This window comes from Siminovitchia terrae (assembly GCF_003605405.2).
Classification (GTDB): Bacteria; Bacillota; Bacilli; order Bacillales; family Bacillaceae_C; genus Siminovitchia; species Siminovitchia terrae.
Window position 1 is genome coordinate 1 of sequence record NZ_QYTW02000042.1, and the last position, 17,604, is coordinate 17,604.

The 17,604-nt window shown below is 40.6% G+C and carries 17 protein-coding genes; 5 read left to right on the forward strand and 12 right to left on the reverse strand.

Annotated elements, in window-relative coordinates; translation table 11 throughout:
• Positions 1-153 precede the first annotated feature (153 nt).
• Together D5F11_RS27635 and D5F11_RS24430 are read left to right on the forward strand one after the other, a co-directional pair.
• Positions 154-321, forward strand: a complete 168-nt coding sequence (locus D5F11_RS27635) for a tyrosine-type recombinase/integrase (RefSeq protein WP_280519782.1) — start codon at positions 154-156, stop codon at positions 319-321.
• Between the two features lie 355 nt (positions 322-676).
• Positions 677-1,303, forward strand: coding sequence for an aspartate/glutamate racemase family protein (locus tag D5F11_RS24430; protein WP_120119011.1), 627 nt, complete (start codon positions 677-679; stop codon positions 1,301-1,303).
• A gap of 45 nt (positions 1,304-1,348) precedes the next feature.
• On the opposite strand, the gene D5F11_RS24435 is transcribed toward D5F11_RS24430, so the two are convergent.
• The 10 genes from D5F11_RS24435 to rlmN all read right to left on the reverse strand — a co-directional run bounded on the left by D5F11_RS24435 (position 1,349) and on the right by rlmN (position 13,569).
• Complete coding sequence (locus tag D5F11_RS24435; protein WP_245998317.1) at positions 1,349-2,842, reverse strand: aminotransferase class I/II-fold pyridoxal phosphate-dependent enzyme; 1,494 nt, start codon at positions 2,840-2,842, stop codon at positions 1,349-1,351.
• A gap of 25 nt (positions 2,843-2,867) precedes the next feature.
• Complete coding sequence (locus D5F11_RS27640) at positions 2,868-3,107, reverse strand: hypothetical protein (protein ID WP_244862055.1); 240 nt, start codon at positions 3,105-3,107, stop codon at positions 2,868-2,870.
• Positions 3,083-3,268 carry a GNAT family N-acetyltransferase gene (locus D5F11_RS27645; RefSeq protein WP_245998318.1) on the reverse strand — a complete coding sequence of 62 codons (186 nt, stop codon included), beginning with the start codon at positions 3,266-3,268 and terminating at the stop codon, positions 3,083-3,085. Before D5F11_RS27645 ends, D5F11_RS27640 begins: the two co-directional genes overlap by 25 nt.
• 395 nt (positions 3,269-3,663) lie before the next feature.
• Positions 3,664-5,103: a 4-hydroxyphenylacetate 3-monooxygenase, oxygenase component gene (gene hpaB / locus D5F11_RS24445; protein WP_120119009.1), complete on the reverse strand. Its 1,440-nt coding sequence runs from the start codon at positions 5,101-5,103 to the stop codon at positions 3,664-3,666.
• A 382-nt stretch (positions 5,104-5,485) separates the two neighbouring features.
• Complete coding sequence (locus D5F11_RS24450; RefSeq protein WP_244862056.1) at positions 5,486-7,021, reverse strand: amino acid permease; 1,536 nt, start codon at positions 7,019-7,021, stop codon at positions 5,486-5,488.
• 143 nt (positions 7,022-7,164) lie between these two features.
• The gene (locus D5F11_RS24455) at positions 7,165-8,664 is read right to left on the reverse strand and encodes an aminotransferase class I/II-fold pyridoxal phosphate-dependent enzyme (RefSeq protein WP_120119008.1); all 1,500 of its coding nucleotides are present in this window, start codon (positions 8,662-8,664) and stop codon (positions 7,165-7,167) included.
• Between the two features lie 263 nt (positions 8,665-8,927).
• Positions 8,928-10,340 carry a sigma-54 interaction domain-containing protein gene (locus D5F11_RS24460; RefSeq protein ID WP_120119007.1) on the reverse strand — a complete coding sequence of 471 codons (1,413 nt, stop codon included), beginning with the start codon at positions 10,338-10,340 and terminating at the stop codon, positions 8,928-8,930.
• 175 nt (positions 10,341-10,515) lie between these two features.
• A complete protein-coding gene (locus D5F11_RS24465; RefSeq protein ID WP_126646680.1) occupies positions 10,516-10,791 on the reverse strand; it encodes a hypothetical protein in 276 nt (91 codons plus the stop codon).
• A 32-nt stretch (positions 10,792-10,823) separates the two neighbouring features.
• Positions 10,824-12,380, reverse strand: a complete 1,557-nt coding sequence (locus D5F11_RS24470; RefSeq protein WP_185830901.1) for an NAD(P)H-hydrate dehydratase — start codon at positions 12,378-12,380, stop codon at positions 10,824-10,826.
• A gap of 121 nt (positions 12,381-12,501) precedes the next feature.
• Complete coding sequence (rlmN, locus tag D5F11_RS24475; protein WP_120119004.1) at positions 12,502-13,569, reverse strand: dual-specificity RNA methyltransferase RlmN; 1,068 nt, start codon at positions 13,567-13,569, stop codon at positions 12,502-12,504.
• A gap of 133 nt (positions 13,570-13,702) precedes the next feature.
• Here rlmN and D5F11_RS24480 point away from each other — a divergent pair, with 133 nt between their 5' ends.
• Both D5F11_RS24480 and D5F11_RS24485 read left to right on the forward strand, forming a co-directional pair.
• The gene (locus D5F11_RS24480) at positions 13,703-14,926 is read left to right on the forward strand and encodes an MFS transporter (protein ID WP_120119003.1); all 1,224 of its coding nucleotides are present in this window, start codon (positions 13,703-13,705) and stop codon (positions 14,924-14,926) included.
• Between the two features lie 328 nt (positions 14,927-15,254).
• Positions 15,255-16,019: a GNAT family N-acetyltransferase gene (locus D5F11_RS24485; RefSeq protein WP_120119002.1), complete on the forward strand. Its 765-nt coding sequence runs from the start codon at positions 15,255-15,257 to the stop codon at positions 16,017-16,019.
• A gap of 157 nt (positions 16,020-16,176) precedes the next feature.
• Here D5F11_RS24485 and D5F11_RS24490 read toward each other — a convergent pair whose 3' ends face one another.
• A complete protein-coding gene (locus tag D5F11_RS24490; RefSeq protein WP_120119001.1) occupies positions 16,177-16,467 on the reverse strand; it encodes a DUF5316 family protein in 291 nt (96 codons plus the stop codon).
• 97 nt (positions 16,468-16,564) lie between these two features.
• Here D5F11_RS24490 and D5F11_RS24495 point away from each other — a divergent pair, with 97 nt between their 5' ends.
• Positions 16,565-16,765 carry a cysteine-rich CWC family protein gene (locus D5F11_RS24495; protein WP_120119000.1) on the forward strand — a complete coding sequence of 67 codons (201 nt, stop codon included), beginning with the start codon at positions 16,565-16,567 and terminating at the stop codon, positions 16,763-16,765.
• Between the two features lie 14 nt (positions 16,766-16,779).
• On the opposite strand, the gene D5F11_RS24500 is transcribed toward D5F11_RS24495, so the two are convergent.
• Positions 16,780-17,565, reverse strand: a complete 786-nt coding sequence (locus D5F11_RS24500) for an alpha/beta fold hydrolase (RefSeq protein WP_120118999.1) — start codon at positions 17,563-17,565, stop codon at positions 16,780-16,782.
• Positions 17,566-17,604 lie beyond the last annotated feature (39 nt).

Here is a 17,604-nt window from a genome sequence, read left to right on the forward strand (position 1 = left end):
AGACGGTGGCGACGAGAAACGTCGCCCGATTGTTTCCTCTGAAAATCTGTGACGTCCGCCGGAAACTTTGATTTTATTTAGCTGGGGTTTGCCCTCCCACTGAATGGAATACCAATAGGCATTCATCTCTCCATTTACAGAAGTGGGAGACTTCTGCCAAATGAAGTTAAATCAATTTACGCTCAACTCGCTAAAGGGGAAATCAACATCAGAAAAATAACACCTCATGGGCTACGTCATACACATGTTATGATATTAATTATGAACGGTTTACCACCTAAAACTGTAGCTGACCGATTGGGGAACACCAGAAATGATTAAAGAGTGTACTCCCACACCTTTAAAAAATTAGAGAACAAAGAAGTAACAGTATTCAGTGAAAGTCTTGCAGTTGGGGCTAAATATTTCAAAGTAGCCCCAAACCCTTTTTACACATGTGTTTTTATCATCGTCCTCTTTCTACGAATAGTAAATTTCTTTTCCGTCAAAAGGAAGTTTTTTGAACACTTGATTGTTTCTAGATAGTAAAACTAAGGCGGGATGTCACAATCATACTTTGCTTCGGCATCTCCTGATTGCGTTAACTCATGACATTATTCGTTTTCAACCTCATACTTTTTTAGTACAGTTATAATATCAAAAATGATTTAAATTTAATCAATAAAAGGTGATTGGGATGAAAGTAGCATTGATTTCGGCGACGAGGAATTCATTACAGCCGATAGAAAGAGCATTTGAAAAACATGCTCCTGAAATTGAATATGTTCATTTATTGGATTCAAGTCTATTAAACATGATGGAAAGGGATGGATTATTAACAAAAGAAATGCTTGATCGATTCATAGACTTGTTCAGACTGGCCATCAAATCAAAAGTGGATGTTATTCAACTGACATGTTCAGCGTTTAACGATGCAGTTGACGTTCTGAGGACCATTTTCCAAGTTCCGATTTTCCGTTCAGATCAAGCAATGCTTGATAAAGCGCTGGAATATAAAAAGATTGGCCTCGTTTCCACCGTTAAGGAAACGCCAGTCGCGTTAAGTAACTATTTAACGAGACAGAGGCCAAATGTAGAATTGCTTTCCAAGGTGGACGATGGAGCGCTCCATCTCCTTTCCAAAGGAAAAAAGAAAGAGCATGATTCCCGGGTATTGTCCATGGTGAAAGATATCCAACATCAAGTGGATGTCATCGTGCTCTCACAATACAGTATGGAGCATGTAGCTGATGAAATCGACTGCAAGACTCCGATATTAACCGCCGCAAAGGAGACAGTCTTACACTTAAAGTCATTATCATGAGAAATTACTCTTTGAGAAAAGCCGGGTTTTCTACCCGGCACAAAATCATTTGATTACATACAAAGTCTCCATCGAATCATCCGAAGGGCTTTGGAAGTATGCTCCCATTTCATGCAACTGCTTAATTGTATTTACATGTCTTTTTGTTATTTCTTCTCCTGGATTTAATAACGGGATTCCAGGAGGGTACGGGAGAACCGTTTCAGCGCAGAAAGAACCGATGGATTCATCTAGTTCGACCTTATGGCGCTTCCTGTTAAAAGCGTCCTGCAGGCTTATTTTTGGCTCATATAATGTCCCTTCCGTTTCGAACATGATGATATCGTTCTTTTCAACTGGAATGAAGGACAATCCCTGCAATTTTTGATCGATCGCTTTTATTGCATTTACTACTTTATCAATATCTTCCTCTTTTTCATTTAAGGAAAATAAAAATACGATATTACGAGGGTCACTGATTTCTGCCACAACCCCTTGGTCATTAAAAAGGTCGTGCAGTTGATATCCGGAAATAGCCCCATCTTTGGAAGCGATAATCCATTTAAGCGGATCCCTGCGTTGAACCTCCGAGCTTCCTGACCAAATTGTTAGTGATTTCAGTTCTGTTGCCAGCTCTCCTCTTCTATTTTCCAATCTTTGAATTGTTTCTTTTAAATGATTCCTTCCGTGTTCCACCAAATATCTTCTTGCAAGATCGAGAGAGCCAAGAAGCAGATACGACGGACTGGTTGACTGGATCATACCTAGCACCCTAGCCAACCTCTCGCGATCCACTATATCATCGTTTACATGAAGCATCGAGGACATATGCATAGAGGTTAGCATCTTATGAGTTGATTGGATCACTAGACTTGCCCCCATTGAAAGGGCTGAAGGTGGAACCTCCTCAGCTTGGCCGAAATGTGCGCCATGTGCCTCATCAACAATTAACGGAATTCCAGCCTGCCGGCAAACTTCCGCCAATCGGGAAATGTCTTGGCTCATTCCATAATAATTCGGGTTTGTCACCCATACCCCTTTAATATCAGGATACTCTGCCAATGCTTCTTCAATATGCTGGAGGTCAGATACCATTGCCGTCATTGTATTAGATTCAATGGCAGGAGCTATGTAAATTGGGTGGGCGCCAGCAAGCAGCAGACCGTTAAATACCGACTTATGCATATTTCGTTGAACGAGGATTTTGTCTCCTTGACTGCAAACTGTCAGTGCAATTCCTAGGTTTCCAATTGTACTTCCACCCACAAGGAAGAATGTTTGGTCAGCCCCGAAAGCATCGGCTGCCAAGCTCTGTGCTTCAAGGATCGAGCCAGTTGGCTGATGTAGGTCATCTATTCCTTTTATGCAAGTCGCGTCGATTTTTAATACATTGGAAAAATGATGTTGAGCGGCTTTGTCAAATACACGTCCGTTTTTGTGTCCCGGAACATGCATAGAGATGCGGTTTGTTTCTTCATATAAACAGAGCGCTTCATATAGTGGAGCTTTAGAGTGGTCTAATTTATTTAATTTCTGTACCGATGTTTTTGTCGTATTCACACTTGTTCCCCCATTCATGATTGAATCAATGATAAACCCATTCCATCAAAGTAGCGTATGTCAGTGATTCCTGGTCATCGGGAAGGTAATTTTCCATGATGGCTTTCACAGTGAACCCGTTTCTTAACTGGAATGTAAGAAACGGATCATAAATTTTTTCTTCTATCATCCGCTCTATGTATTCGCTTACAGGAAGCTTGTCAGCATACATATGAAAATGTGGGATGCGCCCGCCGAACATTATATTTTTTGATGTGTCCTGCAAATCTGCCTGCGAGCTTCGTATAAAAGTCTTCCTAAGCCCTGACCTCTGTATTCCGGATGAACGGTGACATCGAAACCGTATAGTGTTTCTCCCTCAGGATTATGGTTACGGATAAAATTATTATCCGTAATTTCTCCAAGTGAGTGAGTGATTGATACCATAATCTTCGAAATTAACAATCAAACTGGAGCAAAATCCCGCAACCCTTCCATGATCCCTATTCTTAATACAAACCTGACCTTCGGGGAAAATTTCAAGTTGGCTTTCCAATTCTTCTGGTACAAAAGCGATATCAGGCCCAAATACCAGATTGGAAACTTCAACGATCTCCTTTATATCTTCGTGCCTTGTTTCTTGAAGTCATATCTATCTGATTGGCTTATCATTTTCACTCCAATTCATAGATTTGTTAATATTTCGATAGCGCTTTCAAAGTTGTAATGGAAAATAAAAATCCTCTAATTAAAGAGGAAAGCGCCATATTCATCAGATGAATATAAAACGATATTATTATAATCTTTCAATATAGTCAATTGGGGTTATTGCTAAAACACTTTTATTTTTTTAGAAATTGCTCAATTATATCTCTATAGTAATCTTTAGGATAATTTTGGTATAAAAAGCTGGATAAACGTACAGGGTCGCCGAAAAAATACCTTTCATATTGGGTTTGCCTTGTTCCAAACGGGCTCATTGTCAGGTCCCATGCCAACCGAAACAGTCTCACGCGGTCCGGAGCAGATTTATTTTCTCCCCGAAGATATTTTTCCAGATCTGTTCCAATACTGCTTTCAAAGTCTTTTTCAGTCGGTAAAGCTACCATCCCACTGGCTCCTATTAATTGGATAATCTCACAAAAGCGGGGATATACTTTTGGAAATACATTTCCAGCAACCTGCAATGGAAGCATACTTGGACGCATAACTCCAAATTCATCCAATCCCGCATCATTTTCTGAATTCTCCAGTAAAGCTTTCATTGTCTCAAGCCCAATGACAATTTCTGAAAGCTTTTCTTGAATATGCTGATATTCGTCGATATTGATTGTATCGACCATTAATTGAGCGACACCCAGGATAAACTCAGTTTTGGCAATTTGTCTGGTAATCACTTGGTGATAGGCAAAAGGGTAAAAGGAACTTCGTAGCTTAAAGTCCGTTGCTGCATCGACATTATTGTAGAAAAATACCCTCTCCCAAGGAACCAACACGTGATCAAATACAACAATTGAATCCATTTCCTCATATTTTGAACTAAGGGGGTAGTTGAAAGAAGAATCCCCACCAACAAATGACTCCCTACATATGAATTTAAGTCCTTTTGTATCAGAAGGAATGGAAAAGGCAAAGGCTTCGTCTGGATCAAAGAATAATTTTGGGGCGGTATAAACCAATACCTCGTCCGTGAATCCTCCCTGTGTTGCCAAAAGCCGTGCCCCTTTGATGACAAGTCCTTTGTTATTTCTTTCGATCACTTTGGCTGAAACAGGTTCCGTTGAAAAGCCTAAATTAAGTTGAGAACGGTTGATTTGCGGAGTAATAAAAGTGTGGGTGAATGATAAGTCATTCACCATGGCTCTTTCATATAAAGATTGGATATTTTCAGGAAAGCAATTCTCTTTTCCTTTTAACAAGGGGGTAGAAGCAGCGTAGCTCATAAGGACTGTATTCATATAATCAGGACTTCTGCCCATCATTCCGTGAGTATGCCTTGCCCAGTGATCGATCATTTTTCTTCTGCTTTGTAAATCCTGTTTAGTCTTTGGCTGCAAATAAGAAAGTCCAACCGATTCTTTTTGTCCATCAATGGAAAAGGTCATTTCACCTTTTATCTTAGGATCATTTTGCAAATCGTAAAGGGATGATATCGTCTGAATGACTCCTTTGAAAGCAGGATGTTCAGAAATTGGCCCTTTGACCTTTTGGCCATCCAACCAAATTTCCGTATTCATTCTGTTCAAACGGGCGATAAAATCTCTCCCGGTAATGTTTCCCATTTTATCACTCCTTCTGATTGGCACCATTTCAAATCACTTGCGGTTTATTTTCATTTTATTGATTAAGGCATTCGTTTATTCTGTGTTTTAAAAATCAAGTTATATTGAAATTTGGTTCAAACAGGAGCAGACAACAAAAAAGCCGTAACCTTCTGATCAAGATTACGGCTTTTGATTTAACTTCATTCAGCAGAAATCTCCCACTTCTATAAGTGGTGAGATGAATGCCTATTGGTATTCCATTCAGTGGGGGTTCAAACCCCGGCTGAATAAAGTCAAAGCCTCCGGCGGATGCCACAGATTTTCAGAGGAAATTTATCGAGCGGAGCTCGATAAAATCTGGGCGCAAATACGCCAAGGCGCATTTGATAATGGAAAAGTTCTACTTCAAATTCATATCGCTAGGTCGATTGGCGACAGTCCCTTTGACCATGTTGAAGTCACATTCCTTCAACGGGACGACCTTTGTTTTCTTCATGATTTTATACCCCAGCCAGATTGCTATGAACAAAGGAAGTCCAATATAGGAGACAAGCGCGCCGTTCCAGTCGATGGAACCGCTTGTAAAAGCACTGTAGTTTTGACCAAGGATAACTAAGATGCAAAGAGCCAGGGCAAATAAAGGTCCAAATGGGAACCATTTAGCTCTATATGGAAGGTCATCCAGGCTTCTTCCTTGTGCAACGTATGCCCGGCGAAAACGATAATGGCTGAGTGAGATTCCTACCCATGCAATAAAACCGGACATCCCTGAGGCATTCAGCAGCCAAATATAGACCGCTCCATCGCCAAAAAAGGAGGCAAGGAATGCGAGACAGCCGACCAATGAGGTAGCAACCAAAGCCCGGACGGGCACGCCTCTTTTGTCAAGTTGACCAAAAAATCTTGGTGCTTTCCCTTCTCGAGCCAAATCCCATAACATTCGAGTTGAGGCATACAATCCAGAGCTTCCGGCAGACATGACAGAGGTTAAAATGATCGCATTCATGACAGATGCAGCAAAAGCAATACCTGCCTGATCAAAAACAAGTGTGAAAGGGCTTACGGTTACATCCTCGCTAGTCAAACTTTCTGTTGTATATGGAATAATCAAGCTGATGACTAAGATGGCGAAAATATAAAACAGAAGAATCCGCCAGAAAACTGAACGTACAGCTTTCGGAATGGACTTGGCAGGGTTGTCCGTTTCACCAGCTGCAACACCAAATAGTTCTGTCCCTTGGAAAGAATACCCTGCAGCCATAAATATACCCAAAATGGTCATGAATCCGCCATTAAACGGCCCTTCACCAATATTAAAGTTTTTAAATCCGATAAACTCTCCACCCATTATGCCAAAAATCATCAGGACTCCGACAATCAAGAAAACAATAACGGTTACAACTTTAATCATGGAAAACCAATATTCCGATTCCCCAAAACCTTTGACAGAAAGATAGTTTAATAAGAAGATAATCGCTAAACACAGGCCGCTCCATAGAATGGAAGGACTGTTTGGAAACCAGAATTTCATAATTAAAGTAACCGCTGCCAATTCAGACGCTATTGTAATAGCCCAATTATACCAATAGTTCCATCCTAGCGCGAAACCTAAAGCCGGATCGACAAAACGGGTACCATAGGTGCTGAAGGAACCGGCTACTGGCAAGAAAGCGGACATTTCCGCAAGGCTGACCATGACGAAATAAACCATAATCCCAATAGCCCCATAGGCAAGGAGTGCGCCACCAGGACCGGCAGTATGAATAGCCGTTCCGCTGGCGAGAAATAAACCAGTTCCAATTGTACCGCCAAGGGCGATCATCGTTAAGTGCCTTGACTTTAAATTCCTTTTTAATTCTTGGGCAGGTTGAGCCGCATCCACGCTTCTTGTCTCATTTTCTGCAATATAGGTTTGTTGGGCGGCATTGTTTGACATACAGATAATTTCCTCCTTTTATGACTGTCTACTGGGGTTCTTCACCCATTATTTGTTGTTTGAATCCTCGCATTCAACTTTCGTTTTATGATTTTAAAAGAGACCAGCCGCTTTAATCTAGTCGCGGCTGGGTTGATAAGCGACTATTTTATGACGTAGAGTGTTTTCATAGTGTCATCTGATGGGCTTTGGAAATAAGCGCCCATTTCATGAAGCTGCTTGATTGTATCGACATGGGTTTGAGTTATTTCTTCCCCTGGTGTCAAAAGTGGAATTCCAGGTGGATACGGAAGGACAGTCTCCGCGCAGTATGAACCTACTGCATCCTCTAGCTTCATGCGATGGCGTGGCTTGTGAAATGCTGTACCCAAGGATAAAGCCGGCTTTTGAAGTGTTCCTTCTTCTGCAAAAAGAACGATCTCTTTTGTCTCCTCATGGGTGAACTTCACCTGCTTCAGCTTTTTGTCGATCGATTTGATTGCTTTCACCACTTTTTCAATATCGTCTTCTTTTTCATTCAGTGAAAACAAGAAAACGATATTGCGGGGATCGCTTATTTCTGCTGTGCACCCCTCTACATAGAATAGATCAAGCAATTGGTATCCAGTTACTGTTTCATCCTTGCAGGAAATAATCCATTTTAATGGGTCTCTTCTATGGACTTCAACGCTTCCTTCCCAAATCGCAAGCGTCTCTAATTCTTCGGCAAGCTGGACTCTTCTCTTTTCAACTAATTCTACTGTTTTTTTCAGCTCGTCTCTACCCTTTTCAACCAAATATCTTCTGGCAAGGTCCAATGATGCAAGTAATGGATAAGAAGGGCTGGTCGATTGGATCATACCAAGTATTTGTGCCAATCGCTCACGGTTAATCAAATCCCCCTTCACATGAAGCATGGAAGCCATCGTCATGGCTGTCAGCATTTTATGCGTGGATTGAACAACAAGGTCAGCCCCTTGAGAAAGTGCGGATGGTGGAACTGATTCCGACTGTCCGAAATGGGCGCCGTGCGCTTCGTCAACGATTAATGGAACCCCTGCTTGATGACAAGTCTCGGCCAACCGTGAAACATCTTGGCTCATGCCATAGTAATTGGGATTAGTAATCCAGACGGCTTTTGTATCCGGATGAAGCTTCAATGCTTCTTCAATATAATAGATATCTGAAACCATAGCTGCTTTGGTCGTTGATTCAATAGCCGGAGCAATATAAATTGGATGAGCGCCAGCCAACAGCAATCCATGGAATACCGATTTGTGCATATTACGCTGAACAAGGATCTTGTCTCCAGGTCCGCATAATGTAAGGGCTGCCCCAATATTTCCAACCGTGCTGCCTCCAATCAGGAAAAAAGTATGATCAGAACCGAATGCCTCTGCAGCTAGAGCTTGTGCATCAGCAATAAAATCAGTCGGATGATGCAGGTCGTCAATTCCAACAGATTCAGTCGCGTCTATTTTTAAAACATCGTAAAAATGATCATATCCTTTTTGGTCAAAGACTCTTCCGTCCTTATGGCCAGGAACGTGCATGGATGTTCGATTGCTTTCCTCATATTGACAAAGCGCCTCATAAAGCGGAGCTTTGGAATGGTTTGTTTTTTTGTTCATTAATTTTTCAACTTGCGAAATGTCTATACTCATAACAGCTTCTCCTCCCAATCTTTCTATCTGTTCTTAGTTAAGAGAATCCATATAAAAAGAAGAATGTGACACCGTTTACAAAGCTACTAGATCACATGTTTACTTTTTTCGTGGAGCTCAGTTAAATATATTGCAAGTTATGTGCCAACGCAAGAAGTTTTTATTGAAAACCGCGTAAACCTTATCAGATCAGAGGTATTTCATTCAAAAACAGATTGAAGAGACCCGATATATATGTAAAAAACCGCCGAATATTCGGCGGTTCAATTTTCGATATTTATTTTTGTCAGCTTGTATTGCAAAGTTTGTCGAGGAATGTTCAGTAATTTTGCGGCTTGCTGTATATTCCCGTCGGTTTTTCTTAACGCTTCAGTAATCAGTTTTCTTTCCGTTTCCATCAAAGCTTCTCTGAGCGGTTTTAGGTTAATGCGATTCGTTTCATGAATAGATGTCCCTTCGAAGCCAGCAATATGCTGAGGGATATGTTCTATTGTAATTGTGTGTCCATCCATGATGTTCATAGCAGATTCGATGGCATGCTCCAACTCGCGGACATTGCCCGGCCAAGAATAGGCATGGAACAATTCCAAAACTTCATCGCTGATTTGTGTGACCAGCTTGCCGAATTGAAAATTATATTTGCGGACAAAATGCTCCGCCAGTATAGCAATATCGCCTTTTCTTTCCCTGAGCGGAGGAATGTTCAAATTGACAACATTTAAGCGGAAATACAGATCTGACCGCAATGTTTTTTCCTCTATACATTTTTCTGCCGGTTCATTCATAGCTGCTATGATCCGAACATTGACAAGATTCTCTTTCGTTCCTCCTACTCTGCGGATGAGTCCGTTTTCAAGAACCCTTAATAGCTTTGCCTGGATATCGAGTGGCATAGAATTGATTTCATCAAGAAACAGAGTTCCTCCATTAGCAATTTCAAACAATCCAGGACGATCTGTTGCGCCAGTATAACTGCCTTTTGAGGTTCCGAACAGGATCCCTTCCAAAAGTGATGACGGGATTGCCGCACAATTTTGTGCAATGAAAGGTGCAGATTTGCGAGGCGATGCATTATGGATCGCTTGAACAAATAATTCCTTCCCGGTTCCCGTTTCTCCGTAAACTAATATGGGGGATGATGTTTGAGCGACTTTAGCTGCTTTTTCTTTTAAATGTTTGAAGGAAAGGTCATTCGTGATAATGTCTATTAACTGATACTTTGCTCCCGATTCTCCTTTTGTTGGCTGCGGCTGGCTGGTGGCGGGTTCCACCTTAGCTTGTAAATCAAGCAGTTTTTCTGACAACTGCTTGATTCTAGTCAGGTCTTTGGCAATTTCTACAGCCCCAACTATTTCCCCATTTACTGTGATTGGAAGGGTCGTATTAACCGTATCGATCAACACGCCTCGAATATTGTAATAGGATTGATGCTGGTTATGGATGGGCTTCCTTGTATGGATCACTTTCAATAATGTACTGGTTTCAACTGTTAAGGAAGGGAATACATCCAGCACATGCTTGCCAAGGACCTCTTCTCCTTCCACACCATCAAGCTTTGCAGCCACATGGTTATAAAAAATCGTTACACCGTTTGCATCAACTGCATGGATTCCTTCATCAATCGTACTTAAAATCGAATGGAGAATTTCCTTATCCTTCGTGTCTGTTAAGTTCAATAGCAGGGAAATCATCTCCTTTGCCGTCAATCCATTATACTAAATAGGATGTGCCGAATTTTCGTCTAGCATGCGCCTGAATTTCGGCACTTTGTGATAAAACAGGACTAAGTGATAAAACGATAAGGCGAACATTATTTATTTTTGCCAATTAATGCATCGTCCTTTTATTGATTTATTTCAGCGTTTTCAAAAACGTATAATAAAAAAGTGTTGATTTTTTGGTTATTATCAGATATCTCATACCAACTCCTGTTGAATTTTTCATAAATGGGAGTTTCCTCTGTCTCCAGTCTGCTATTTTTTTAAAAGCCACATCATAAGAAGGGACAAAAATCCCCCAAAAAACAGCCTGTAGTATGTTGTTTTTCCATTGCCAATCATCATATCGAAAATAAGCCCATAGTAACAATACTATAAAGAAGGGAATACTGTAAGCTAAAAACTTCAAAATAATCCTCATCTATTTTTCCCTTTTTTATCCTAATAACACACGAGCCTATTCAATATTTCACGCACGCCCTCAATCAAATCAGGAGCAGTCACACCGTAATGGGAATATTCTTTTGCCTTCTCCTCTCCAGCTTTTGCATGTAAATAACTTGCTGCAATCATTGCGTCTAAAGGCTGGGCTCCCTGCGCGATGAACGATGCAATCAAACCCGTCAGGACATCCCCGCTGCCTCCCTTACCAAGAGCATCATGACCAACAGGGTTAATAAAAATTTCTCCCTGCGGAGACGCAATGATGGAGCGATGGCCTTTTAACAATAAGTGAATACCATACTTTTGTGCAAATCTTTTGGCATGTTCAATTCGCTCCTCCTCTACTTCCATCACTGGCATGGTCAATAAACCTGCCATCTCTCCTGGATGAGGTGTAAAAATGATATCACCTTTATAGTTTTTTAGTAATTGCAAATGGTTTCGGGACAAATACAGGGCGTCCGCATCAATGACAATCGTTTGCCCTGTAGCGGATTGAAATAATGTTTCCATCCATTTTTCACCTTCTGGAAATCTGCTCATACCCGGACCGACTGCGATCACATCAAATTCCTGGGTCCTGGAGGTAATTTCATGAATGGAGCGGTCAGAAAAATGCCCATCTGTTTCTGATAGAGGGGAAAACAAGGCTACTGGCACTTGCACTGCTGCCATTGGATAAATATTCTCCGGAATAGCCAATGTAACAAGACCCGCTCCTGAAAGTAGTGCGCTTTTGGCTGTAAACAGCGGGGCACCGACATATTGACGTGATCCCCCTAGCACAAGGACATGTCCAAATGTTCCCTTATGCCCTTCGATGGGTCTTTTCGGTACCAATGCTTTTACAAGAGCTTCTGTGATTACCACTGGCATGGTCAAATCAATGTCTTTGGCACAGGAAGGTGGAACAGAAATGTCGACAGTCTTCCAGCTCCCAACGTGTATAGGTCCGTCCTGCAAGAAGAACCCCTTTTTGGGGTAAACAAATGTAATCGTTTGATCGGCTTTGATTGCAGGCCCCTCCGCTTTGCCACTGTCACTATTTAAACCTGAAGGAACATCTACAGAAACAATCATTTTTTCTTGAGCGAGTGTGTTTATCATTAGGATGATTTCATCGTAAGGCTGTCTGACTGCCCCACTTACCCCGGTTCCCAGAATGGCATCAACAATTATATCTGCCCGCTCCAGTATTGCAGGAAGAGTCTTTTTTGGATTTTGATGAATGTACTGGATAGGCAGCCCTCGGTTCAAATAAACATCGAAATGAATCTTTGCATCGCCTTTTATCCGCTTTGGATGACTTGCAAGGCAAAGGAGACAATCATATCCTTCATCATACAGCCGTCGGGCTATAACAAATCCGTCTCCCCCATTATTCCCTGATCCGGCTACCACTACAATTTTCGGATTTTCAGGAGGGAGATGACTGATAATCTCTTGTACCACTTTGACGCCGGCATTCTCCATTAACACAACGCCGGGAAGTCCTATTCTATTTATCGTGTATTGATCCATTTGCTGCATGTCTTTTTGGCCAGCTGCAAACATATCCATTCCTCCCTAACGTAATTGAATATCCTTCATTTAACAAGTCAGAGCATTCAATTTCAGAACAATCCTGTATCAGAAAAAAACGAATGATCCCGTGACCATCCGCTTTTTCCAAATGTTAAACTGCTGATTTTCTCTTTTTGATCTGTTTACTTCTTAATTGACCGCATGCTGCATCTATATCAGTGCCTTGCTCCATTCTAACTCCGCAATGGATTCCTTTTTTCTTTAGCGTATCAAAGAATATCCGAATAGACTCAGGCTCACTTCGTTGATACTGGCCATGCTCGCCGACTGGGTTATATGGTATCAGGTTTACATATGCAAGATGCCTTCTTTTTTCAAGAAGCTTGGCCAATTCCAAAGCTTCTTTCTCATGATCGTTGACATCTTTTAATAAAATATACTCGATTGTGACCCTTCGATTGCTTTTATCTAAATAATAATCAAGTGCCTCCATCAGCTTGGCTATTGGAAAAGCCCGGTTGATTTTCATAATCTGTGTACGAAGTTCATCGTTAGGAGCATGCAAAGATAAAGCGAGATTGACTTGCAAATTTTCATCCGCAAAGTCATAAATTTTATGGGCAAGTCCGCTAGTTGAGACTGTAATATGCCTTGCACCGATTGCCAGCCCTTTTGGATCGTTGACGACCCTCAGAAAATTCATCAGGTTTGTATAATTGTCAAATGGTTCTCCGATTCCCATTACAACAATATGGCTCACCCGTTCATCTTTTCCGCGTCCATCAAGGAATTTTTGTACCTGCATAATTTGGCCGACAATTTCGCCGCTGTTCAGGTCACGGTTTTTCTTCAAAAGTCCGCTGGCACAGAAACTGCAGCCAATATTACAACCGACCTGCGTTGTGACACAAACGGATAGTCCATAATGAAAGCTCATTAGAACAGTCTCAATGAGGTTGCCATCTTCCAGCTCAAATAAAAATTTGATTGTTCCATCTTGGGATTCCTGCTTTACTGCCTGTTTGAGTGTTTGAATGGAAAAATTTTCATCCAGTAGCTCCAAGCAGTCTTTATTTACGTTTTTCATTTCCGAAAAACTGTCTACTCTCTTTGTATATAGCCAGTCCCACACTTGCTGCCCACGGAATTTTTTCTGTCCGTGCTCGACAAGCCAGTCTGTCAGTTGATCTATTGTTAAGCCATATATTGATTTTTTCAATGAAAACCCTCTTTTCAAATAAATCCATGCTGTTATTATAATACTAGTATAGAAATAAGGAAACAACCTATTTCTACTTCTGTATCCGAAGAAGCTTGAACATAAAATATATAAATTTGAGAGGAGATGGCATATGGGTGATTTGGCTACGAATAGTGATGGAATACATTATAAATGGTTTATTCTGATGGTCGCCACATTTTCCCAAACCTGTGCCTCTTTTGTTATTTTCGGAATGGGGCCAATGGCTGCCTTTTATCAACAAGCATACAATCTTACGCAATTTGAAACTGGATTAATTGTTTCAGTGGTCAATTTCGGACCGATTTTTTCCATGATGATTTTTGGGGATTTAATGGATAGATACGGTGAAAAATGGGTGGTGGGATTAGGTTCCATTTTGCTTGGCGTCAATACGCTTATAGCCTATTCAATTGATAGTTACATAGTTTTATTGACCAATCTATTATTTGTGGGTATTTGGTATGGAACCGCACAGCCTGGGGGCAGCAGCGCAATCGTCAAATGGTTTCCCGGCAAGCAGCGTGGACTTGCCATGGGTATACGGCAGACTGGAATACCGATTGGCGGAGCAGCAGCGGCTGCATCACTGCCTTTCTTTTTCCACCACTTCGGTCTGCACTCTACCATATTACTGCAAGCTAGTGTAGCGGTGGCAGGCGGGGTGATCTTCCTTTTCATTTATAAAAATTCGGGAATAGATGCAGAACAGGCAAAACAATATACCTTCAAGGAAAAATTGATCCGTGTAAAAAATAATTCTCAATTGTATCCTGTATTTTTCATTGGTATTACGATGGTTTCTGTACAGCTCATTATCGTTGCTCACTTAATAGGCTTCTTAAAGGATGCCTTTCATTTAAACCTTGGTCTGGCTGGTTCCCTGTTAAGTCTTGCCTTGGTTGGTGGCATGTTTGGAAGGGTGATACTTGCATGGATAAGCGACAATCTTTTTCATGGCAACCGGAGCAAGCCTCTACAAATGACGATTTGGTCAACTGTTTTCATTATTATCATATTACTTCTTTCGTCCATTCATTTGCCACTATGGGCCGTCGGCTTGCTTTGTTTCTTTTTTGGATTTCTCGGCATTGGCTGGTATAGCTTATTCATCGTCATGATTGCTGAAAGATCTGACCATCGTTTTATTGGACTGACAGTCAGCTTTGCCCTGACCTTAAACCAATTTTTCATTGTAGCTTCTCCTGCCCTGTTCGGTTTATTAGTCGATTGGACCAATGGATACGTTTTGCCGTTTGGGCTGTTGGCTACTGCCATTTCAACTGGGGGAATTTGGTTGAAGTTGACTGAGAGGAAACAGGCAGCCAAAACATAGCTGTCACTATCAAATGCGCTTTGGCGTACTTACGCCCAGATTTTATCGAGCTCCGCTTGATAAATTTCCTCTAAAAATCTGTGGCATCGCCGGAGGCTTTGACTTTATTCAGCAAGGGTTTGAACCCCCACTGAATGGAATACCAATATGCATTCATCTCACCACATATAGAAGTGGGAGATTTCTGCTGAATGAAGTTAAAAAATAGTAAATTATTCTGAAGATTACGGGAGGATATAAATCCCGTGAACTCTGTTGTTTTAAAGTTTATTCGACTCTATCATAATAAGAGCTCGCGCTGAATGAAATTGGAAGGTGCAAAAACACGATGACAGATCAAGAATTAGTTATAAACAATTTTGAAGAAAAATTAAAAAGATTTACTCATGCTATAAGTGGAGAACTTAAAAAGGAAGAAGATTTCGTCATAGCGAACACAAAAATTCCGACTGATACATTCAATGTATTGTTGCCGAAATCTCCAAATATCAAAAATGTCGTTAAGATAAGACAAGGAATTGATCATTTTTCTTTTAAAGAATATCCCTTTAGTACTTGGGTTAATACGCAGTATTTGAACAATGACTGGAAAAGAATTATACAAGAATATGACTTGCAAGAAGCAGAACGTAATGTAATGATGAAACTTGAAAATACGCTTAATGTAGGTCAAAGAATATCTCATCAGCTTAAGATAATCAAAGTAGGTAATCATGAAGAGCTCATGGAGTATAAGGGGGTTTTTATGGGCCTGTTTGAAGGTACACCAGAAAAAGATGCGTTAGATAATTTTTTTACTAAGTTTTCACGAGTAAAACTAGGTTCAGAAGCTCAAATGTTTATTGGATGCCTGCCAGAAATGACTGTAGCTACAGGTTTATTAATTGAAAGTCAAGGTAGCTACGGTATTTATGATGTCATGACGAAGGAAAGTTATAGAAGTAAAGGTTATGGGAGTGAAATGTTTCATTTCCTTCTAAATCAAACAAAGGATAAACAAAAACCAGTTGTTTTACAAGCTTCTGATGATGGAATCAATATCTATAAGCGCTTTGGGTTTAGAGACGTCGGAGAAATGGTTGTATTTGAATAAGTTGTTTTCTTATTAAAAAGAACTGTTCTGAACAAATAAAAATGGCGGCTGAAATATTTATATTTCTAAGAAAGCGGTGTCTGGTGACACCTCTTTTTTAACCTCGAACTTTGGCAAGTTATTAGATATTTTTACGGTTCCCGTATAGAATAGGTTTTCAGCTAAAATAATAGAAGAGACATCCGGACACAACTAGGTTAGGTAATCCCATTAGGAACAATCTCGTACTTACACTCGTTCTTTTATGCCTTTCTTCCATTGATTCAGAAGCAAAGTTGGCTCGCATCCGGTCACCGCTTACCATTGACCCCAATATGATCATGCTTAGGATGAGGAGAAGAAGCCCGATTCCCCCGGTAATGTTAATAGCCATATTCATCCCCCAAACTGATAAACTGAGCACCGTTAAAATAGCAGACAGAAGAATTCCCATCATGAAATATTTCAATGTGATCCCCCCTTGTATTTTATATACGTTTGCAGGGCCGCTTTGTTTCAACTAGAATATAATCGTCGAGAAAAATAAACTCTGGTGGTGGGAAGCTTTGAAAAATAAAGGTGAAGAGTGTCCTATTTGCGGTCACCATAATAACTGCTGCTACTCTCTGGACAAAAAACTTGGCATTTGCTGGTGCAGTCAAGAGTCATTTCCGAAAGAAATTTTTGAACAAGTTCCTCATGAATATCTATATAAAACTTGTATTTGCAAAAATTGCCTGGAAAAGTTTAAAAACAACGCGCTTTAGTTTACATAATTCAATTACGGTATACTTGTGAATTTTTCATCTTCCATATTGCTATGCTTTTCTATCCAATCCTTTACCATTTTATTAAACAGTTCCGGATTGGCTAGAGACAGGCCATGACCCACTCCAGATATAAGGACTCCATGGCAATTTAGATTGCTATTTACAATGTCTTTTGCAGATTTTTTCATCAGCTTGTTTTCATTTTCCCCAACTGTTACCAACATGTTTGAAGAGGCAAGTTTGAAATCGGAAGGCACCTTAAACGACATGTTTTCTTCCAATATTCTGATAAGGGTTTCCACTTCCATATCGCAAGTTTCCTGATAATATTTTTCAAAATCATTTTCAGGTATATATAACACCTTTGCCTGCAGTTTTGAAAAAGTTTTCCATTTTGTCAACGGATGAGACAATTTAACGAACGGTTTTAGAAATTTCCAGCCTAACGGCATCGGCTTTATCAGCGCACTGTTGATGATGGCACAGTCTATCAGCTCTGGCTTCATCGAAACGATTTGTATGGTGATTTGGGCACCTAGTGAAAACCCAATCAGGATGACTTGCTTCCCTTTTCCTTTATCTTCAATCAAATCAATGATCTTTTCTGCACTTGATCGAATGGAGAATTTTTCCTCACCTTTGCTTCGTCCTTGTTCAGGCAAATCTGGGACAATGCAATGATAATCGTGAAAGTATTCCAGCTGCTGGTCCCACATCCAACCACTCACGCCTCCCCCATGCAAAAACACAATCAATGATCCTTCAGTGTACCCATGTTCTTCATAATACAATGTCAAATCCTCACCTCTACAGCAAAGTTTTCGAGTGATTCATTT